Below are 21,528 nucleotides of genomic sequence, written 5' to 3'. Positions count from 1 at the left end.
GGTGCTTAGACAAGCTTATCGTGCACGTGAGCATGTTTTCCGTTATTCCACAAGGTCAGGATGTCCGTAGCCACTTGTGCCCCACTTCCCGCAGCTATAGCAAATTGACTTCGCCACCCCGCTAACGTTCCGGCTACATAAATTCCTTCGGCTACAAGATGATTGGTGTTTTTTAATTGTACGCGCTCTTTTTCCCGATTTGATAACTCGTGAGGTTCGAGATACTGATTTAATCCCTCAATATTGAAAAAATTTGTATAACCAAGAGCTACTATGATCAATTTGGATGTATACCGGTTTTTATTGGTAAATATTGTAAAGTGATTGAGGTCCTTTTCTACTTTTAGAACTTTTTCATTTTCGATTTGAAGGACATGAGGATAAAGGTCAGCCAGATGTTTCTTGCTCGCATTTAGAAGGTCTAATCCGCTGGTTCCCGGTGCTATTCCAATAGCATTATTCAGCTCAGCAGACTGTAAATGCGATGCTTTTTGGTGTGCTATAATCCCAATTTTTTTGTCTTTCGCAAATTCTTTGCTCTTGGCAGAGCCTAATATCAAAGCACATTGCATTCCGGCTACTCCGCCACCGATCACTAATACGTCTAACATTAATGATTGTCTTTAATTTTATCTTGGATTTTCTTAGATAATGTGAATATCGTCAATAAAAGTATAGCACATATGGAAGCAACAACACCTATAATAGCCACTACGCTGTCTCCTTTAAACGGTTCACTAAAGTCAATCAGGGTTACATTGTAAGCTATAAGGGCTACAGCTAAAAGAATTAATATGGAAATAAGTATTTTCATTATCGATTGTAATTACATCACAAAGGTATTGAATTAAGGTATGTATGACAAAAAACACTGCCGAATACCAGTTCTTTTCAGAATAGTTTAACAACAAATGTTAAAATAATCCTGTCACATTAGCAGAAAACAGCTTAACTGCAATTGCTAAAAGAATGACACCGAATACCTTACGGATTACAGCTAATCCTGATTGTCCTAGAATACGACTTAACTTTTTAGAGGATTTAAGAACGATGTACACAAATATGATATTGATAATAATTCCAGCGGCAATATTTTCAACATGATATTCAGCTCTTAAAGATAAAATTGAAGTTAAGGTACCTGCTCCCGCAATCAAAGGGAAAGCTAAAGGTACAATGGATGCTGTTTCAGGGGCATCATCTTTATACAAGGTAATCCCCAGAATCATTTCAATAGCTAAAAAGAATAGTATAAATGAACCGGCAACGGCAAACGAATTTACATCAATACCAATAAGGTTTAAGATTTCTTCCCCGATAAACAGAAAAGCTACCATTATTAAGGCTGCAACAACAGAGGCTTTCTCAGATTGAATGTGACCTACCTTATTGCGTAGATCGATAATGATAGGTATGCTTCCGACAATATCGATTACCGCAAAAAGAATCATGCTAGACGTAAATATTTCTTTCACATTAAAATTCATGACAATAACTTGTAAGCGTTTAAAAATGAGCGTGCAAAGCTAATATTAACTTTCGTATTTCAATTACAAAAAAACTAAATTTTTAATAAAATTTTATTGATGAGCCACTTCTTAAAAAGTATCTTTGCCGCATGTTTCAATTAGGAAAGACTATAGTATCGGAGGAGATCATTGAAAATGATTTTGTTTGTAACATTTCAGCTTGTAAGGGAGCTTGTTGTGTTGAAGGAGAAGCAGGTGCACCACTTGAAGATGAAGAGACAGGTATTCTGAAGGATATTTATGATAAGGTAAAGCCTTATCTCAGACCCGAGAGTATAGCTGTGATAGAAGAACAGGGCACCTTTGTTAAAGGACTTGATGGCGAATGGGAAACTCCGTTGGTGAATGGAGCAGAGTGCGTTTATGTTACTTTCGATGAAAAGGGTGTAGCAATGTGCGGTATTGAACAGGCACATAGAGATGGAGTGGTAGATTGGAAAAAACCCGTTTCATGTGAATTGTATCCCGTACGTGTAAAACAATACTCGGAATTTGCTGCAGTTAACTATCATAAATGGCATATTTGTGACGACGCATGTAGCTTGGGTAAAGAACTACAGGTTCCGGTTTATAAATTTGTAAAAGACGCCTTGATTAGAAAGTTTGGAGCTGATTGGTACAAGGAGTTGGAGTCGGTTGTCAAGCAATTAGAGGAATAACAGATCACATATTTTAAAGTTAAAGAATTAAATGATATATTAGGGAGGCATATCCCTTACATCTTTATTATCATGGCTTTCATGTTGGCATACTTATGCGTGTTTTGTCTAATACGTAAAATAATTCAAGTATGAGTATTTCTAAGATGGATTTAAAGTTTTTTAAGCCAATCTTGTTGGTTTTTGTGTTACTTGTAATTTCCTGTAAAAACGATAAAAAATCCGAAAGCAATACAGCTCGGGAGGTGGTTGAGGTAAAAGTAGATTCCGTTATGGAGTTAGGTATGGTTGATATCCTTACCACGGCCATGGAGTTTCAAATGCCGGATACACTGCCAGCGGGATGGTTGCATTTACGATATAAGAATGCCTCCGCCGAACCTCATTTTTTTATTCTTGAGAAATATCCCGAAGGGGTTGGAATTGAGGAGGCAAAAAAAGAAATAGTTCCGGTCTTTCAGGATGCCATGGATTCAATTATGGTTGATAGGTTTGAGGCGGGGATGAAGCGTTTTGACAGCCTTCCTGCATGGTATCAGGAGGTGGTGTTTCACGGTGGATCTGGATTGATATCTCCGGGGAAAGTATCAAATTCTTATGTGAATTTACAGCCTGGTACATACCTTATTGAATGCTATGTCAAGATGCCTAATGGAAAGTTTCATTCCTCTATGGGAATGTTAAAACAATTTGAGGTTGTTGATAAGTGGAGCTCCATGTCACAACCAAAAGCTACTGTCGACCTCACTGTATCATCTGATCAGGGCATTACTTTCGATGGTGATGTTTCGTCCGGAGACCATGTTTTTTCAGTGTTTTTTAAGGATGCTAAGATCTACGGAAATTTTGTTAATCACGATGTCCATCTCGTTAAATTGGAGGATGAAGACGCTGTTGATAACTTAAATTCCTGGATGAATTGGCTCGAAAAAGATGGGTTTATTTCACCAGGCCCACAGGGAGTTATATTTTTAGGGGGGTCACAGGAAATGCCGATGGGAAGTACTACCTTCTTTAGGGCAACCCTTACTCCAGGCCTCTATGGGTTAATTGCTGAAGTCCCGGATTCTAAGGCTAAAGGATTGTTCAAAACCTTTACCGTGAGTGAATAAGGTTTTTATTTAAAAATAAATGAGCTCTCAATGGTCTTAACTCATTGAGAGCTTGCTGTTAACGAGGTTTTGTCCATCGTTAGCACCTTAATTCGTGAGAATTTTCCCGATTTAAACATTTGGTTAACAATTACTTAACAAAGTCAATAGCAATCAGCGGTTTGCGATTTGTCAACAATTTCTGTTAAAAACTTTTAAAGTTAAGTTTTGATTTCTGCTTTCAATTTTGGGTTCGTTTTGCAATCTTTGTTAGTCCCGAATCACTTCAAATTCCATTTTTTAAAACATTAAAAACGAGATAGATGTCAGCATCAGTAGAACCAATTTTACAAGAAAACAAAGACAGATTTGTTCTTTTCCCGATAAAACATGAGGATATTTGGCAATGGTATAAGAAACAGGAGGCTTGTTTTTGGACCGCTGAAGAAATTGATTTACACCAAGACCTAACAGATTGGAATAATAAGTTAAATGACGATGAGCGTTATTTCGTAAAACACATCTTAGCCTTTTTTGCGGCTTCAGATGGTATTGTGAATGAAAACCTGGCCGAGAATTTCGTAAATGAAGTACAGTTTACAGAGGCTAAATTCTTTTATGGTTTCCAGATTATGATGGAAAATATTCATTCAGAAACCTATTCATTGCTTATTGATACCTATGTAAAGGATGAAAAAGAAAAAGATGTTCTTTTTAAAGCAATAGAGAACTTTGAGGCTATCAAGAAAAAAGCAGACTGGGCTTTAAAATGGATTGAGTCTCCTAGTTTTGCAGAAAGACTAATAGCATTTGCTGCTGTAGAAGGAATTTTCTTTTCTGGGGCATTCTGCTCGATCTTCTGGTTAAAGAAAAGAGGTCTTATGCCGGGGCTTACTTTTTCTAATGAATTAATTTCAAGAGATGAAGGGATGCACTGTGACTTCGCAGTTCATCTACATAATAACCACTTGATTAATAAAGTCCCTAAAGATAGAATTAAAGAAATTATCATTGACGCACTTGATATCGAGCGTGAGTTTATTACCGAATCGTTGCCGGTAAGTTTGATTGGGATGAATGCTAAATTAATGACCCAATACCTCGAATTTGTTACAGATAGATTGTTAGTTGAGTTGGGATGCGAAAAGGTATACAATGCTACTAATCCTTTTGATTTTATGGATATGATATCTCTTCAGGGGAAAACCAATTTCTTTGAGAAAAGAGTTTCAGAATATCAAAAGGCAGGAGTGCTTAATAAAGATGAAGATTCTCAAAAAATTAGTTTCGACGCCGATTTTTAATAACTAAAGTTTTAACCACCGGGGTTTAATATAAACCTCTTGAAAAATATAATATAAGCTGAAGAAGTGCATTCTTTGGCCTGGACAAATAGTCTTTAACCTTAAATAGTGTAGCGTATGTTTGTAGTCAAAAGAGACGGAAGAAAAGAGCCGATTATGTTCGATAAAATAACGGCCCGAGTTCGAAAATTATGTTATGGTCTGAATCCACTGGTAGACCCTGTAAAAGTAGCCATGAGAGTTATAGAAGGCTTATATGACGGGGTGACTACTTCGGAATTAGATAACCTTGCGGCAGAAATCGCTGCAACATTAACCACTACACACCCTGATTATGCTAAATTGGCGGCTAGAATATCAGTGTCCAACCTGCATAAAAATACAAAGAAGTCATTTTCGGAAACAATGACCGATTTGTATGAGTATGTGAATCCTCGTACAGGTAAAAAAGCTCCCCTGATTGCAGATGATGTTTATAAGGTCATTGTCGACAATGCCGATAAGCTAGATTCGACCATTATATATAATCGCGATTTTGGGTATGACTATTTTGGTTTTAAAACATTAGAACGTTCGTACCTTCTTAAAATAAACGGAAAAGTAGCCGAACGTCCTCAACATATGCTAATGAGAGTCTCTGTAGGGATTCACCTGAACGATATCGATAGTGCAATTGAAACGTATGAGTTGATGTCGAAAAAATACTTTACGCACGCTACACCAACATTATTCAACTCAGGTACACCTAAGCCTCAAATGTCTTCATGTTTCTTGCTAACCATGAAGGATGATAGTATTGATGGTATATACGATACTTTAAAGCAAACAGCTAAGATTTCTCAATCTGCCGGAGGAATCGGACTTTCTATCCATAATGTACGTGCCACAGGTAGTTATATTGCAGGCACAAATGGTACATCTAATGGTATTGTACCAATGCTAAGAGTCTTCAATGATACTGCGCGCTATGTAGACCAGGGTGGAGGTAAAAGAAAAGGGTCTTTTGCGATCTATGTTGAACCGTGGCATGCGGATATTAACGACTTCTTAGACCTTAAAAAGAATCATGGTAAGGAGGAAATGCGTGCACGTGATTTATTCTATGCAATGTGGATTCCTGATTTGTTCATGAAGCGTGTAGAAGAAAATGCTGAATGGACCCTTATGTGTCCTAATGAATGTCCCGACTTATGTGACACCTATGGAGAGGAGTTTGAAAAATTATATACCAAATACGAAAGCGAAAGTAAAGGACGTAAAACCGTGAAAGCGAGAGATCTTTGGGAAAAGATACTAGAGTCTCAAATCGAAACCGGTACCCCTTATATGTTGTATAAAGATTCTGTTAACAGAAAATCAAATCAAAAGAATCTTGGAGTAATACGCTCGTCAAACTTGTGTACGGAAATTATGGAGTACACATCTCCTGATGAAGTAGCGGTTTGTAATTTGGCATCAATAGCGCTGCCAATGTTTGTTAAGAACGGTGATTTTGATCATAAAGAGTTGTTTAAGGTTACAAAAAGAGTTACAAAGAACCTGAACAAGGTGATTGACCGTAATTACTATCCCGTTAAAGAGGCAGAAAACTCTAATATGCGTCACCGACCTGTAGGGCTTGGGGTGCAGGGACTGGCAGATGCCTTTATTATGTTAAGACTCCCTTTCACCAGCGATGAGGCTAAAAAGTTGAATCAGGAGATATTCGAAACCATGTACTTTGCAGCAGTTACCGCTTCAATGGAAATGGCGAAAGAAGAAGGAGCCTATTCTACCTATGAAGGCTCTCCGATTTCCCAGGGAGAATTCCAACATAATATGTGGGGTGTAAAAGATGAAGAACTTAGCGGAAGATGGGATTGGAATAAACTACGTAAAGATGTTAAAAAGCACGGAGTGAGAAATTCATTATTAGTGGCTCCGATGCCGACAGCATCTACCTCTCAGATCCTTGGAAATAATGAATGCTTTGAACCGTATACATCAAACATATATACGCGTCGTGTACTTTCCGGAGAGTTTATAGTTGTAAATAAACACCTCTTAGAAGATTTAGTTAAACTAGGTTTGTGGAATGAACAACTCAAGCAGGAGTTGATGAGAGCAAATGGCTCAATTCAGCATATTGATATTATACCACAGGAAATAAAAGAACTTTACAAGACGGTATGGGAAATGAGTATGAAAGATATCATAGACATGGCCAGACAAAGAAGTTACTTTATAGACCAGTCTCAGTCTCTTAATTTATTTATGGAAGGTGCAACCTTTGCTAAATTAACCTCGATGCATTTCTACGCTTGGAAAAGTGGTTTAAAAACCGGAATGTATTACCTGAGAACTAAGTCTGCTGTTGATGCAATTAAATTTACTTTAGATAATACAAAGAAATCAGAACCTGTTGTTGCAGCTGCTACTGTAGCACAGAATGAAGTTGATCCTCAGGCTGTTGAAATAGAGCCTATGGATCCGGAAGAATTAAGAGCTATGTTAGCGCAATCACGCGATAATGAAGATGATGATTGCCTGATGTGTGGTTCTTAAAGATTAGATATCCATTAGACTTAACCTTAATTTTGAAGAGCCCCTCCAGAGGGGCTTTTTTATACATCTGTTTTTATGAGTGAGCAATTTAAGGTAACAGAAGATCTCTATACAAGCAGGGGTAATCGTCTCCTCAATTATATAATCGACCAAATCGCGTTCTGTCTATTGTTTTGGGGGTTGTTCTGGCCTTGATAGGTGGCGAACCAGGTGTCTTAGCGAATAGGTTGGCAAATATTAACCCTTATTTGGATATGCTTATTACAAGTGTGTTGTTTGCTTTGCTCTACTTTCTTAGTGAGGTGATTTTTAAAGGACGCAGTATTGGTAAGTTTATTACGAAGACTAAAGTAGTGGACCCGTATGGAAATACCCCATCTCTTATGGGAACTTTTACGAGATCAGCCTCGAGGTTAATTCCTTTTAATGGACTCTCATTCCCTATGGGGGCCAGAGGGTGGTATGATGCCCTGTCCAAAACCTATGTCGTGGATGTCTATGAGTTTGAAAAGAAAAAAAGACTGTTTGGAGAGTTCAACCAGATAGGGGCTGGTATTGGAAGGTGAATTGTAAAAAAAAAAGCCCCATTTTGGGGCTTTTCTATTGATCTATTGGTCTTCTTCTGGTATTTCTTCTAAGCTAGGTGCCGGAACAGAACTGTCGTATTCTTTATAATAAAGTTCGAGTAAGTCCATTACAGCATTGATTAAATCTTTGGTCTCCATGAGTAGTCCAAAATACAAGGTAGTGTTCTTAGGGCTCGATTCCTCTGTACGAGTTCTTGATACCTGTTTCTGTATTTTATCAGATACATTTTCTAGTAGTGACTTTTCATTATCAAGAATTTGTTCAATGTTCTCAAATGATCGGTCATCGAAAGTCATTTCGATCTTCTTGAAAAGATCACCCATGTGTTTTTGAATTTCTAAAAGATCTTTGATCTGATTGAATTTCAGTTTTTTATGGTTGTTGTTGACGTGCTTGTAATTGGTCTTCCCAATGTATTCAAGCGATTGCGTCATGTCTTGTAAATAACCAACTGCATTGATGTAAAAATTACTTGCTCCAACGCTAGATTCGTCAAGGTTTTTAATGAAATAAAATATATTGTCTCTTAATTCATCAACCTCTGAGGAAAGTTTAGCAATACCCTTTTTACATTTTTTCAATTCCTTAAGGTCTTCTTTTGAAAGTCCGGTAATGGCAGAGCTAAAGATTTTGTTACTTCTTTTTGCAACAGCTGCTATGTTGTCTGCACTCTCTTCAATAACACCTTGAATAGAACTGCTTTCAGACTTCTTAAGGCTGTCTTCAGCTTTGAGCTCTTTGGATGTTTTCTTGTAATTGATGTAGTTTCTAACCAATAACACTATGGCAAAGAATAGTAATATAGCAATAGCTGCAGGTCCCCCAATGTAAATAATGTATGCCATGGTAGCAGCAGCTACAAAGGCTGAAATAGCTGTGAAGAACCATCCACCGATTACATTAAATACCCCCGCTACACGATATACAGCGCTTTCTCTACCCCATGCACGATCCGCTAATGAAGTACCCATAGCTACCATAAAGGTTACATAAGTGGTAGATAAAGGTAGCTTAAGTGAAGTTGCTATTGAAATAAGAACCCCAGCAATCATTAGGTTTACTGATGCACGAATAAGGTCAAACGCCGGTAATTCGTAGTTCTTGTCTTTTCTTACATTAATGACAGGCTTTTCGAATTGTTTTTCAACTTTCTTTCTTGTTTTCTCTGGTAATAAATGTGAAAGTGCTTTACTGGCTTTGGTAGCACCTCTTACAATTGTTCTTGAAAGTAAATTCGGTTGAAATTTTTCTTGTCCTTCATCTTGTCTTGACAATCCAATCTCAGTCTCGGTAACACGTTTAGCCTTCTTAGAAAACCATAAAGTCAGTACCATAACACCTCCCGCTAAAAATAATAGTAGAGGCTCTGTAGGAACCTTTTTTGAAAGAGCACCCATAGAATAGGCGGTAGCATCCATTCCAGATGCCGACCAGGCTTCATACGAGTGGTAGGCTGCCATTGGAACTCCAATAAAGTTTACCAGGTCATTCCCTGAAAAAGCTAATGCCAATCCAAAAGTACCGATGATAATAACAAGCACCAGGATATTCTTTTTGATGATGTTCATATAAATAAAGGAGAACAAAGACCATACGACAAGACTTCCCGCGATGATTATTAATTCATTCCCTTCCAGGATGCCTTTTAAGTCAGAATAATAAGGAGTTCCTTTAAGACCTTTCATGAAGATGAAATAAGTAATAGCAGTTAATGCAGCACCTCCGAAAAGGAATCCGAATTTCTTCATCTTTTCATTATAGTGAAATGAAAAGATAAGACGAGATATATATTGTACAAGAGCACCAATGGTAAAAGCAATGACTACTGAGAGCAAAATTCCCGAGATGATCATTAAGGCTTTATCTGAATTGATGTACTTCGAAATATCTGCTAAAGTTTCCGTTTCTGAAGTTGAGACCTTGATAAGAGCCATAACAACCGCAGCCCCTAACAATTCAAATACAATAGAAACAGTAGTAGATGTAGGCATCCCAAGTGTGTTGAAAAAATCAAGTAAGAGAATGTCCGTGATCATTACCGCCATAAAAATGATCATGATCTCATTAAACATGAAATGTTCAGGTACAAAAATCCCTTTTCGGGCAACTTCCATCATCCCGCTCGAGAAAACGGCACCTACAAAAATCCCGATGCTGGCCACAATCATAATGGTTTTGAAAGATATGGCTTTCGAACCGATTGCAGAGTTTAAAAAGTTAACAGCATCATTACTAACCCCAACAATTAAATCGGCTACTGCGAGCACAGCCAGGGCAACGATCATTAACAAATAAATGTTTTCCATAATTACTAATAAATGTGCTCAAGTTAGTTTAAATTCTCTGAACACGAATTGTTTTTAATTTAAAAATGTACGTCCAATTGTAATCGCCACATCAACTGATCGTTAACGTTTGCGATGTCCATATAACTAATATCTGTTTGAACCTTTAACTTGTGTCCTACAATATACTTGGAAAGTCCAATTGTATATTGGTTTTGCTCTTCTTTTCCTGTTACCGCCTGATCCAATTCAACATTTGAATATCTCGTTGAAACCTCCCAGTTGTTTTTAAATAAATAGCCCCCTTGAAGGTTAAAACCATTTCCGATTTGAACAACATCTCCGGTGAGTGAACCATCTGAATTTCTTGCAAAAGGATCGTCAGCATTCCTGTCAGCATATTCAGCCATTACTGAAAAACCCTTGTATTTAAACATTAAATCTGCAAAGAAAGTGGTGATATTTGTTTCGTAAAGACCGTTGTCTGTCTCCATATAAGATCCTTGGTTACTTCGTGTTTTTACAGCATTATTGTTGTAATCGTAAGAAGCTGCGATCATTAACTTAGGGGTCTTCTCTCTGCTCAAATCACCTCCGGTATAATCTCCTTTATTCTCGAACAATCCAAAAGGTAATAATTCAAGCCTTCCTGTATATTGATAACCTCCAATATTACCTGTTACCACATTCCTGCCTTCACCTTGTGCAACAGAGACAATCTCTCTCATGATGAAATTCTCACCGAGGTTGGTATGATGTCTTAGCTGTATCCCCATATCACGATCAATATTGAAGGTGGAGTTTAAGATAGATCGATCCACCATTTGTAGGTTGGCCGACGAAATTACACGTTCAACATTACCCGGTAATTTGGTTTGTCCTGCCCATAGTGTAAAGTTTTCGTAAAAATTCCATTTTACAACGGCATCTAAAATATATCGGGGTGTGTTTCTTGTGTAAATCGAAGCACCTGCAATGTCTCTGTTAGATAAACCTAACTCAATTTTGTACTTAAATTTTGGAGAAAAAGCAAATCCGTCCATTTTAATACGTGCACGTCTGATTAGAATGTTCGATTGCGGATTAACAAGATGACCATCTTCGTTTGACCAGTCATATATAGATAACATTTGAATCCTTGCGCCTAATCTCATACTCCAACTATTGTCTTCCCCTGTAAGATTTAGAATTCCTTTGCCAAACTTAGGAGCTTTTACCTCTTGCGCATACACCGCTGAAAACAGTGAAAAGCATAGCACGAATGCTAAAGTCTTTAATTTCATTATTTCTTAGTTTTTGTCGCCGCAAAGAACAGATTGCAATGTTAATTTAATGTTACCTGGATATTAATCTTTAGTCAATATAAGTTTAATTTATAGATTATTAATGAGTTACTGTAAGAAAAGGGCTGCCAAATGCAATTGGCAGCCCTGATGATTTCATAAATCAAGTCGACAAAAACTAATGATTAAATGAAATGCCTTAAAAAGACAATGCCAAAAATCGCTTTCATTTTTGAGATGCACGTAACCATAATATTATCTAATTATTAACTCTAACCGATAATGTTAATATAAAATTAAGAGCCCTTCTGATGATATTTGTGAATTGGCGTATATTGCCATCATTATTTAATATTTGCAATGAACTGGGAAGATTTATTATCATTAAAACGCTATGGAGACCATCATAAACGATTAAGGAAAGAACAAGATGAAACGAGATTAGGATTTGAAGTAGATTACGATCGTATTATATTTTCTTCGGCATTTCGAAGTTTACAAGATAAAACTCAGGTAATTCCATTATCTAAAACAGACTTTGTTCATACGAGGTTAACCCATAGCCTGGAAGTGTCAGTAGTAGGTAGAAGTTTAGGAAGAGCCGTTGGAAAAGCAATATTAGAAAAGCATCCTTATTTGAGTGAAGTTCATGGTTACCGATTTAATGATTTCGGAGCTATAGTTGCAGCAGCTGCTTTGGCTCATGATATTGGAAACCCTCCATTTGGACATAGCGGAGAAAAAGCTATTGGTGAATTTTTTAAGAACGGCTCAGGACAAAACTATAAACCGCAATTAACACCCAAAGAATATCAGGATTTAATAGATTTCGAAGGAAATGCGAATGGATTTAAAATATTAACTGAGAGCAGAAAAGGAATTGCAGGAGGCTTGCGATTGAGCTATGCTACCCTGGGTGCATTCACAAAATATCCGAAGGAATCATTACCCAAAAAACCTACCAGGCACATCGCAGATAAGAAGTTTGGATTTTTTCAGGCTGAAAAAGAATCGTTTAGTGAAGTTGCGAATGATCTGGGGTTAATCAAAACCTCTGGTGGAGAAGAGCTGTCTTTTGCTCGTCATCCCCTTGCATTCTTAGTGGAAGCCGCTGATGATATATGTTATACCATTATAGACTTTGAGGATGGTATTAATTTGGGGTTAATTCAGGAAGAATATGCGCTGGAATATCTTATTAACCTGGTGAGAGATTCCATCAATACAAAGAAATATCATTCACTTACCACCAAGGAAGACCGACTAAGTTACTTAAGAGCACTTTCTATTAATACCTTGATAAGTGATGCAACTCGCATATTTCTGGAGAATGAAGAAAGTATATTAGATGGAACTTTTGATTGTGCTTTGCTGGATAAATCAAAATATACCGCTCAAATAAATGATATTATACAATTAAGTATTAATAATATCTATAGGAGTACAGAGGTAGTACATAAGGAAATCGCAGGATATAAAATATTAAATACATTATTAGGGGCGTTTTCAGATGCCTTAATTCGTACCAATAACGGTACAGCCTCTAATTATGATAAGTTAGTGTTGGAATTACTTCCGGAAAAATACACCAAATCAGGTTCGGTCTATACCATGTTGCTGTCTGTGTGTCAGTTTGTAGCTGGTTTAACCGATGGTAACGCTGTTTTGTTGTTTAATAAATTAACGGGAAGTTCATTAAAATAAAAGGCTGCAAATTCATGCAGCCTTTGTCTTTTCTTAAAAGGTATATGTTTTTGCCTTGCTGAAGTTATCGTCAAAGGCTATTTGGGCATGTCCGCTTGGAGCATCATATGGAGCATCCGGTAGAATAGAAGGGTTGGAAGGATAGGATCCGTCCTTGTAAATTAATTCTTTTAAAGCTCCTTCGTTTCTTATGAGTAATACGGCCCAATCCTTATCTTCTCGCTTTTCAATAAATAAGGGAGGTGTCATAACCGTAAAGGAAGTGATAACGCTCAAGTCAGAATTTAGTAAAAGCATTGTACAACCTCCCGAGCCACAAAAATAAGAGCCGTTAAGCAAAACGAATATTTCTTTGTTTTGGTCCCCGTTTAAGTCAGTAGTATAAAATTGAAAACGACGATCAGTAGCATTTAAAAAGTCAATATCCTTTTTTACGATACTATCTGTTATGTATCCGCCAATCCGCTTGGCAAGGACATCGTCATAACTGTTTTTAATATACTGTTCAGCCTCCTTATTGGTTTCTTGAGAAGTTTCAATTTTTGTGGTGTCTTGAACTTCAGGGATATCGTGTCCTTCCTTCTTGTCATTCTTACAGGATGAAAGGATTAATAAAATAAATACAATCTTTAACAGGTTCATAGTCTTAATTAATTTTGATTTATACCAACTCTGTAATACGTGCCGCTTTGAGCAGTTTCAAATGCTTCGTCAAGTTCGTTTAGTGAAAATTCCTGCCCTACTAATTCCTTAAAAGGATACTTTTCATGGCAGGAGTTAAGAAAATCTATAGCAAAGGCAAGATCATCCGGAGTGTAATTGTGTAATCCTTTAACCGTCAAAATTTTTCTCACTACTGTTTCTGCATTAATTTGTGTTTTAGGTGCACTATATACGGCACCCACCCAAACGGCGATACCTCCTAAAGTTAATAAATTAATGCCAGATTCCATTGCTTTAGGATTCCCTGTGGTGTCAATTACCACATCAATCTTTTCAGATTTTAACTGATCTTGGATTTCTTCATCGCTTAAAGAGGCAGGAAATGATGCCGTAGCTCCGAAAGAAGTGGCTGATTTTAAGCGTTCTTTATCCAGGTCGATCGCATATACGTTTTTAGCTCCTTTTTCTTTACTCATTGCACAGGCAGAAAGACCTAACATACCGGCACCGAAAACCAATACATTTTTGCCTTCTAAGGTGCCGGCTAACCTTAAAGCCCCGGCAATGGTCGCATGAGTGCAATTTAAAGGGGCTGCTTCACAAGCCTCTAATGCTTCCGAAAGTTTAAATACCGAAGTGCCTTTTCTCAAAATACAATGAGAGGCAAACCCCCCACTTAACGGAGAGTCGTTTAATATAGTTTGATGCCCGTACTTGAATAAGTCGGGAGATTTTTGTGGTATACCTATTTGATCCATTGGATTTCCTGAACTAAAGGCATAAACAGACCAGGTTATCATATCCCCCTCATTAAGTGTATTACCATTATAGTCTTTATGGACGTTAGCTCCAAGCTTAACTATTTTACCTATAATTTCATGGCCTAAAATACTCGGGCTTGGAGATTTCCTTCTGCCGTAATAAGTATGTAAGTCACTTGTACAAATAGTGGTATAGGTTATTTTTACAACTATTTCATTAGCTGAAGGAATTGGAATTTCAACTTCAAAATCACTAAACGGTTCATTAGGTCTGTTAAATATTTTTGCAGAAGCCATCATAGTGCTCATAATTCTTAAATGGTGGTTATAAAGTAAACGACTAGCAAAACAGATTCAGTGTCTAGATTGTTTAAAGGGACATGGGGTTGTCTGCCATCAAAATAAAGAGAATCTCCTTCTTTTAAATTAAAGGTTTTGTCTCCTAGTTTATAGGTAATGTCACCTTTGATAATATAGATGTACTCAAACCCTTCTGTGCTAACACGCTCTCTTGTCGCATTTTGATCTAGGGTTAAAATCGATATTTCAAGTGAAACATTACTTATGGAATGTGTGAGTACTGTTTCATACTTAAAACCTATAGAAGCTTCTTTAGATGTTTCTTTGCAATCCTCTCTTTTTACTAAAATATGCCCGGGAAATTTGGGGCCCTGATTTACATCTTCAAAAAATTCATTAAGATCAACCTCTAAGGTTTTTAAGATTTGCAGAAGGGTTGGGAAAGTCGGGAATACTCTACCGTTCTCAATTTTTGAGATCATCGGAATGCTTACTTCAGAATAATGAGCCAGATCACCCAGTTTCCAATTTTTAGCAATCCGCAACTCTCTGATTTTCTTTCCAATCCATATTGTTATATGTTTGTTTTCGGTCATAATTCGTAATTTAAAAAAACAAAGATAGTTTCTTGATAAGAAAATTTATTTATTAATAAGAAAATTTAACTGTTACTTTACATTCCCTTAATTTATGGTGAAGCCATGAAGTTTACATTTGCGATAAACTCAAAATCTGCTGGTAATGAAGGAACTTAAAAATAAAATGATGACATCAAGTTGGTTGAGCTCGGCTTGGATTATGATCGCTGCATTTTTATGCTATACAGGAATGTATGCGGTACGTAAATCATTTTTAGCAGGTCAGTACCTCGATTTAGGACTTAGTTTTGATGTTGATGCAAAGACAGTGTTGGTGATTAGCCAGGTGTTAGGCTATATGCTGTCAAAATTTGCAGGCATTAAAATTATCTCAGAAATGGCTCCCCACAAGAGGGTGAAGTGGTTAATTGGTCTCGTAGTTTTTGGTTTGGCCATGCTCGGAGTCTTTGCTGTGGTTCCGCCACAATTGAAGGTGTTGGCTATTTTTCTAAACGGACTTCCCCTGGGGATGGTTTTTGGCGTGGTCCTCTCCTATATTGAAGGGAGGAGAAATACCGAATTACTTGCAGCAGCCTTAAGTACCACGTTTATTTTTTCAACAGGCTTGGTTAAGACTGTAGGAGTGGTGTTAATGCAAGATTATGGTGTGGCTGAATACATCATGCCTTTTATAACTGGTTTGCTCTTTCTTCCCTTGTTCTTATTGGCAGTTTGGATGCTTAAGCATTCTAAAAAAGCAGATGATCGCGATGTGAAGGAAAGAACCGAAAGGGTGCCAATGGATCGCGCTAAAAGAAAAGAATTTATAAGAAAGCATGGGATAGGATTCGCAGGACTGGTGATCATATATGTGTTATTAACTATTGTTCGGGATTTTAGAGACAACTTTGTAGTGGAATTTTGGGCCGAATTGGGATATGGACAAAAACCGGAACTAATTACCTTAACGGAAATTCCTGTGGCTGTCATTGTACTGGTACTTACTGCCATGGGTATCATCATCAGAAAAAATAAACTGGCTTTTAATATAGGAATGTGGCTCACCGTTTTAGGATCCTTAATGGTCCTGTTGGCTACCCTGCTATTTGAAAACTCATTGATTTCTCCCGTTGCCTGGATGATTAGTACCGGGGTGGGTATATATTTACCTTACATCCTTTTCCATTGCCTTATATTCGAGCGTTTAATTGCATTTTTGAGATACAAAGGGAACATTGGCTTTTTATTCTATACGGCAGATGCCTTTGGGTATATGGGAAGTGTCATGGTATTGCTCCTGAAAGAAGTATTTGAATATAACCAGACTTGGGTAGAGTTTTTTGTGAATCTTAATATAAAATCTGCTATAGGTATGCTGGTATTGGTATCCCTAACCATGCTGTATTTTAATATTGCCAAAAGTCCTGAAAAAGTGTTTGGTGAGCTGCCAAGGGAACTGTAACAATTAATTTCTTATAGCTTTATTTATTACTTTTTCTTTACTTTGTGTTTTTAATATTTGTAAAGTTATTTTAGTTATGGTAAAAAATATACGTTGGATTTTAGTGCTTTTGCTAGCTGTTACAATAAGTTGTAATAGTACTCAATCGGTGTCAAAACAGGATAAGAAGCCCGTGGCAAAACGTGTCATCATTCTCGGACTGGATGGAATCAGTGTAGCGGGTTATAAAACAGCTAAACATCCAAATCTGGATAAACTTTTTAGTAATGGTATGATATCTTTTACTACCAGAACCGTAATGCCATCCGTAACCTTGCCTAACTGGACCAGCCATTTAACTTCAGGAGGGCCAGAACAACACGGTGTAGATGGTAATGGGTGGACTATTGAAAAAAATAATATCCCTCCGATCGAACAAGATGAAGATGGCTATTACCCTTCTATTTTTAAAGTGCTGAAGGAACAGGTGCCTGAGATTAAAACGGCTTATTATTATAATTGGGGCAATCTAATTAACCCTATCAATCAACGATACCTGGATGAGGTTAATTTCCTGGAGGATGATGCCTATCACGAAAATTATGAATATGCTGTCCGGTTTGCAGAGAAACATAAAAACGATCCTACTTTAATATTTTTGTATTCAGTACATACCGATCATGCCGGACATAAACATAAATGGATGTCTCCTGAATATATAAAGGCAATCGAAGAAGCCGATGTTGCCATTGGACAACTAATGAACCAAATGAAAGAAAAGGATCTCTTTGATGACACACATTTTATATTAATTACAGACCATGGTGGTAAAGGTAATGGCCACGGTGGCGTGAGTGAAGTGGAGATGACTGTACCATGGGCTATTGTTGGACCCCAAATTAACAGCTCAGCAACCTTTCAGTCGCCAAATAATAATACGAATACGGCCGCTGTAATTGCAGAATTATTTAATTGTGATAACACCCCAAAATCATGGGTAGGACAAGTTCCGTCAGGAGTAATTAAGGAATAATAGATCAGAGATTTGAAACAGTTAAGTTATATATTCCTGTGTTTGTTATTCGGTAGCCTAAATCCAATAGAAGCCGACGCCCAGGTAAAAGAGGAGTTTATATGGACCAAAATTAAGCCAACCGAAGTAAACGGTCGATTGGCTGACAAAGACATTGATAGGTTCAATAGACTGCCTTTGGCTTTGAAATCTGAGGTAAGAGAACCGGTTTGGAGATTGTCTCAACACTCAGCAGGCTTGTATCTTCAGTTTACTACGGATGCCGAAAAAATACGTGTGGAATACCAGGTCAAAGGGAATAAAAGTATGCCTCATATGCCTGCTACAGGAGTAAGTGGAGTAGATTTATATGCCCTTGACGGACCCAGTGAATGGTGTTGGATTCGGGGGAATTATAGATTTCAGGATACCATTTCTTATAATTATTCCGGGATATCTAAAAGGTCTTCAGAAAGGGTTTATTACCTGTATTTACCATTATACACCAAGGTTGAATGGCTGAAAATAGGGGTTCCGAAAAATAATAACCTTGAAATCAAGAGAGAGAATAAGACAAAACAGAAGCCTTTAGTTGTCTATGGAACGTCGATAGCTCAGGGAGCATGCGCTTCAAGACCGGGAATGGCATGGACGAATATTTTGTCGCGTAACCTAGCTCGGCCTATAGTGAATTTAGGTTTCTCAGGAAATGGATTGCTCGAAGAACCAATATTGGATTACTTTACTAAATATGATGCTGAGGCCATTATATTAGATTGCATGCCAAACTTTACCAGGGATAATATGGGGCCCGAACAAGCCCGAAAAAGACTTAGGGAAGCCATAACATTAATAAGGTCAAAACATAAAAAAACTCCAATGCTACTAGTACAACATGGAGGATATTCCGATGGTGCCCTGCAACAGGATCGAAAGCAGCTATATACCTCACTTAATAAAGTCGTAACTGATGTTTATCACGAAATGATTGAAAATGGAGTTCAGCATATCTATATGCTGACGAAGGAAGAAATTGGATTGGGGGTTGATGCTTTTGTCGACGGAACACATCCGAATGACCATGGGATGATACAATATGCCAGGGCGTATGAAAAGTTTTTAAAAGAGCAGCAGTTAATAGAATAATTAGAGGTGTCTGGGTGTATTGTTATGTAAAAGATCGAATTTGTTAAATACGTTTTCTAAATTTTGAATATCTTGTCTGCAAATTAGACAGATGAAAGACTATATAATTGGTATTGGTAAACGAATAAAAGAAATTCGAAAGGATAATAAAAAGACCATTAGTGAAATCGCATCTAGAGCAGACGTTAGTAATGGGCTGATTTCCAGAATTGAAAACGGAAGAACCATTCCTTCATTACCAGTCCTATTTAATATAATAAAAGCACTTGAAGTTGAGGTTACAGATTTCTTTCTGGGTATGCCAAATTCAAACGGATCTTCTTATATCCTTACTAAATCCTCTGAATTCTCTGTAATTGAAAAAGAAGATGAGGCCGAAGGCTTTTTGTATAAATTCATATTCAATAAACAACTCTCATCTATTGGTTTCGAAGCTGTATTGTTAGAGGTTTCTCCTAATTCAAAGCGGGATAAAGTAATTACCGAGGCTTTTGAATTTAAGTATATGTTAAGCGGAAGCTGTAATTATATAATTGGAGATGACGAGGTTACCGTAAATGAAGGTGATGCCTTGTTCTTTGATGGCCGAATACCACACGTGCCGGTTAATAAATCAGATCAGAAAGCAAAAATGCTGGTGATGTATTTCTACTTGTAAAAAAAGGACTTTAATTGCTTAAAGCCCTTTAATCGTAAAAGTAAATCAAATTAAAAAAAAACAAATGAATGTTTGATATTATAGAATTGACTCTAATTCTTTAAGGGAGTCAATGATGTATTCAGGGTTGGCTGTTAGAAGTTGTTCTCTGGTATGTGCACCCGTTGTTACACCTATTGAGTATATACAGTGAGCATTTTTCCCTTCTTCTATGTCGATGATAGAATCACCAACCTTTACCACATGATGGGCATCAGAGACCTGAAGTTTATCCATGATCAGTGTGATCATATCAGCATTCGGACGACCGTTTTCTACGTCAGAAGCAGTAATCAATAGGTCGATATCCCTACCTGTTTCCCAACCTAACTTATCTATGAGTAAATTGGCGGTTTTAGCATCGTATCCCGTGTTAAGAGCAACTTTTATGCCTCGGCTTCTTAATGAATCGAACAACTCTTTGGTGCCTTCATAAGTTGATACATTCAAAGTGTCATAAGCTTCTTTTAAAAGTCCTTTGAAGTCTTCAAATGCACTTTCCGCCAAAGCTGTATCATGTACATTGGCTTCGGCAAGAATATCTATAATCGCCTGCTTTTTTTCTTTCCCGGCACCATGTTCAAGGACGAATTCAAGAGAGAAATCAAAGCCGGTCTTATTAATGGCTTTTCTTAAGGTTTTGTATACTACATTGTCTTCATCTACAGTTGTTCCTGCCATGTCAAAAACAACAAGTTCAATTTTTTGGTCCTTCATTCTAATTATATATTAATTCAATATTTTGTTCTGAAAACCCGGCGCTACCAGTCATCCCTTTACCGCCGATTCCTGTCACAATGTGAATGTGGTCATCCACATCATGTATAAAAATGTCTGTGTTCTTACATTGTGAATATTTCCCATACCAACGTTGGGCTATTTCATAATTCGGAAGATCGATTATTTTTTTGGCCTCATTAACCATAAAATCATCCAATTCCATATTTAAGTCAAAGCCGAGTGTGTCAGCGTTTTTAGCATCGGCATATTCATGCGAATCGCCAATGATAACCGAACCGTCAGTGGCTTGTTTAAAAAGGATATGGACACCCCACTGCTTTTGATAACTATCAATGGCCTCCTTAGCCTTAATCTCTTTGTAGGACGCACACTCTCTGAAACTTTCATACCTTCTGATGGTCCACCCGGTGAGTATAGACCCGGGAATTACATGATTTTTTTGAGGCTTTGTTTGCATCATTTGAAGCTTACAAACCTCTAGATCACTTTGATTAAAAATTTCAGGATATAAGGTTTTAAATTCATTGCCATTACAAACAATAACCTTAGAGGCATAAATGATTCCGTCCTGAGCAGTGGTAATTTCAACTTTTCCATTTAAAGTTTCACAATTCACTACGTTCATCTGGTAATGCAGAGTTAGCCCCAATTCAGAAACCATATATTGCTGTAATCTCGAAATCATAACCCGTGATTCTACGGTAATTTCTTCCGGAAAGAATAAACCGGCCTTCACATAGTCGCTTCTTAACCCTTTATATTTCTTAAGACATTCCTCCTTGGTTAAAATTTGGGAGGCATACTTGTTATTTTGATTGATTTGATATAATTCTTCAATAAGTTGAACCTCCTCTTCATTAGAAGCCAGGTATACCGTTCCGTTTTGTCTGGCTGAAATATCAAATTTTGATTGAATACTTTTGTAAATGTCCAGGCTTCGTCTTCCATAAGTTTGCCACTTGCTGTCCATTCCGGATGGAACCACCTGTCCGAAGTTGCGGACTGTAGCTCCCATCGGTTGTAGGTCCTTCTCTAAAATAGCAACTGATAGGCCCTTTTTTAGAGCATGGTAGGCGTGAAATGTACCTAAAATCCCACCCCCAATAACTACTAAATCGTACTGTTTATTCATGATTTTAAATGGTTGCCCCATTAATGTTTATCTAATGTAAAAAATATTTACAAATATTAAAAATATATAA

General features: G+C 37.2%; 20 protein-coding genes. 10 read left to right on the top strand and 10 right to left on the bottom strand.

Translation table 11 applies throughout. The features are described from left to right. Positions 1 to 5 precede the first annotated feature (5 nt). From BM361_RS01345 to BM361_RS01335, 3 genes are all read right to left on the bottom strand, one after another. A complete protein-coding gene (locus BM361_RS01345) occupies positions 6 to 611 on the bottom strand; it encodes an FAD-dependent oxidoreductase (RefSeq protein WP_074976409.1) in 606 nt (201 codons plus the stop codon). Then, positions 611 to 814 carry a hypothetical protein gene (locus BM361_RS01340; RefSeq protein WP_038268582.1) on the bottom strand — a complete coding sequence of 68 codons (204 nt, stop codon included), beginning with the start codon at positions 812 to 814 and terminating at the stop codon, positions 611 to 613. Before BM361_RS01340 ends, BM361_RS01345 begins: the two co-directional genes overlap by 1 nt. Positions 815 to 914: 100 nt before the next feature. Then, positions 915 to 1,487 (bottom strand): MarC family protein, encoded by a 573-nt coding sequence (locus BM361_RS01335; RefSeq protein WP_038268583.1) that lies wholly within the window; start codon positions 1,485 to 1,487, stop codon positions 915 to 917. 131 nt (positions 1,488 to 1,618) lie between these two features. On the opposite strand from BM361_RS01335, the gene BM361_RS01330 reads away from it, so the two are divergent. The 5 genes from BM361_RS01330 to BM361_RS01310 all read left to right on the top strand — a co-directional run bounded on the left by BM361_RS01330 (position 1,619) and on the right by BM361_RS01310 (position 7,693). Further along, complete coding sequence (locus tag BM361_RS01330) at positions 1,619 to 2,188, top strand: DUF3109 family protein (protein ID WP_074976407.1); 570 nt, start codon at positions 1,619 to 1,621, stop codon at positions 2,186 to 2,188. Positions 2,189 to 2,319: 131 nt separating this feature from the next. Next, positions 2,320 to 3,300 (top strand): hypothetical protein, encoded by a 981-nt coding sequence (locus tag BM361_RS01325; RefSeq protein WP_083425831.1) that lies wholly within the window; start codon positions 2,320 to 2,322, stop codon positions 3,298 to 3,300. Positions 3,301 to 3,602: 302 nt separating this feature from the next. Continuing rightward, entirely contained in the window at positions 3,603 to 4,583 is a 981-nt protein-coding gene (locus BM361_RS01320; RefSeq protein ID WP_038268586.1) for a ribonucleotide-diphosphate reductase subunit beta, read from the top strand. A gap of 117 nt (positions 4,584 to 4,700) precedes the next feature. Further along, positions 4,701 to 7,127: a ribonucleoside-diphosphate reductase subunit alpha gene (locus tag BM361_RS01315; RefSeq protein ID WP_038268587.1), complete on the top strand. Its 2,427-nt coding sequence runs from the start codon at positions 4,701 to 4,703 to the stop codon at positions 7,125 to 7,127. 173 nt (positions 7,128 to 7,300) lie between these two features. Further along, complete coding sequence (locus BM361_RS01310) at positions 7,301 to 7,693, top strand: RDD family protein (RefSeq protein WP_074976405.1); 393 nt, start codon at positions 7,301 to 7,303, stop codon at positions 7,691 to 7,693. 42 nt (positions 7,694 to 7,735) lie between these two features. Here the strand turns inward: BM361_RS01310 and BM361_RS01305 are convergent, their stop codons facing one another. Together BM361_RS01305 and BM361_RS01300 are read right to left on the bottom strand one after the other, a co-directional pair. Next, positions 7,736 to 10,021 carry an inorganic phosphate transporter gene (locus BM361_RS01305; protein WP_074976403.1) on the bottom strand — a complete coding sequence of 762 codons (2,286 nt, stop codon included), beginning with the start codon at positions 10,019 to 10,021 and terminating at the stop codon, positions 7,736 to 7,738. A gap of 59 nt (positions 10,022 to 10,080) precedes the next feature. After that, positions 10,081 to 11,283, bottom strand: coding sequence for a porin (locus BM361_RS01300; protein WP_074976401.1), 1,203 nt, complete (start codon positions 11,281 to 11,283; stop codon positions 10,081 to 10,083). 360 nt (positions 11,284 to 11,643) lie between these two features. Between BM361_RS01300 and BM361_RS01295 the strand changes: the two genes are divergently transcribed. Further along, a complete protein-coding gene (locus tag BM361_RS01295; RefSeq protein WP_074976399.1) occupies positions 11,644 to 12,987 on the top strand; it encodes a deoxyguanosinetriphosphate triphosphohydrolase in 1,344 nt (447 codons plus the stop codon). Between the two features lie 33 nt (positions 12,988 to 13,020). Here the strand turns inward: BM361_RS01295 and BM361_RS01290 are convergent, their stop codons facing one another. Genes BM361_RS01290 through BM361_RS01280 form a run of 3 tightly spaced genes read right to left on the bottom strand, consistent with a single transcriptional unit; the run spans position 13,021 to position 15,307 of the window. After that, a complete protein-coding gene (locus BM361_RS01290; RefSeq protein WP_074976397.1) occupies positions 13,021 to 13,629 on the bottom strand; it encodes a hypothetical protein in 609 nt (202 codons plus the stop codon). Between the two features lie 8 nt (positions 13,630 to 13,637). Next, positions 13,638 to 14,711, bottom strand: coding sequence for a zinc-binding dehydrogenase (locus BM361_RS01285; protein WP_254785721.1), 1,074 nt, complete (start codon positions 14,709 to 14,711; stop codon positions 13,638 to 13,640). 14 nt (positions 14,712 to 14,725) lie between these two features. Next, on the bottom strand, positions 14,726 to 15,307 hold the full coding sequence (locus BM361_RS01280) for a helix-turn-helix domain-containing protein (protein ID WP_074976393.1): 582 nt from the start codon (positions 15,305 to 15,307) through the stop codon (positions 14,726 to 14,728). 145 nt (positions 15,308 to 15,452) lie between these two features. Here BM361_RS01280 and BM361_RS01275 point away from each other — a divergent pair, with 145 nt between their 5' ends. From BM361_RS01275 to BM361_RS01260, 4 genes are all read left to right on the top strand, one after another. Further along, complete coding sequence (locus BM361_RS01275; protein WP_175496533.1) at positions 15,453 to 16,751, top strand: DUF5690 family protein; 1,299 nt, start codon at positions 15,453 to 15,455, stop codon at positions 16,749 to 16,751. A 76-nt stretch (positions 16,752 to 16,827) separates the two neighbouring features. Further along, entirely contained in the window at positions 16,828 to 17,763 is a 936-nt protein-coding gene (locus tag BM361_RS01270; RefSeq protein ID WP_074976390.1) for an alkaline phosphatase family protein, read from the top strand. Between the two features lie 12 nt (positions 17,764 to 17,775). Then, positions 17,776 to 18,888, top strand: coding sequence for an SGNH/GDSL hydrolase family protein (locus BM361_RS01265; RefSeq protein WP_139226578.1), 1,113 nt, complete (start codon positions 17,776 to 17,778; stop codon positions 18,886 to 18,888). Positions 18,889 to 18,979: 91 nt separating this feature from the next. Next, the gene (locus BM361_RS01260) at positions 18,980 to 19,546 is read left to right on the top strand and encodes a helix-turn-helix domain-containing protein (protein ID WP_038268601.1); all 567 of its coding nucleotides are present in this window, start codon (positions 18,980 to 18,982) and stop codon (positions 19,544 to 19,546) included. A gap of 78 nt (positions 19,547 to 19,624) precedes the next feature. Here BM361_RS01260 and BM361_RS01255 read toward each other — a convergent pair whose 3' ends face one another. Both BM361_RS01255 and BM361_RS01250 read right to left on the bottom strand, forming a co-directional pair. Beyond that, positions 19,625 to 20,302, bottom strand: coding sequence for a phosphonatase-like hydrolase (locus tag BM361_RS01255; protein WP_074976388.1), 678 nt, complete (start codon positions 20,300 to 20,302; stop codon positions 19,625 to 19,627). Position 20,303: 1 nt separating this feature from the next. Beyond that, a complete protein-coding gene (locus BM361_RS01250; protein WP_074976702.1) occupies positions 20,304 to 21,458 on the bottom strand; it encodes a TIGR03364 family FAD-dependent oxidoreductase in 1,155 nt (384 codons plus the stop codon). Between the last annotated feature and the right edge of the window lie 70 nt (positions 21,459 to 21,528).

It is taken from the genome of Zhouia amylolytica, assembly GCF_900116365.1.
GTDB lineage: Bacteria > Bacteroidota > Bacteroidia > Flavobacteriales > Flavobacteriaceae > Zhouia > Zhouia amylolytica.
Note: the sequence above shows the minus strand (reverse complement) of the source record. Positions and strands in the feature narration are given on the sequence as shown.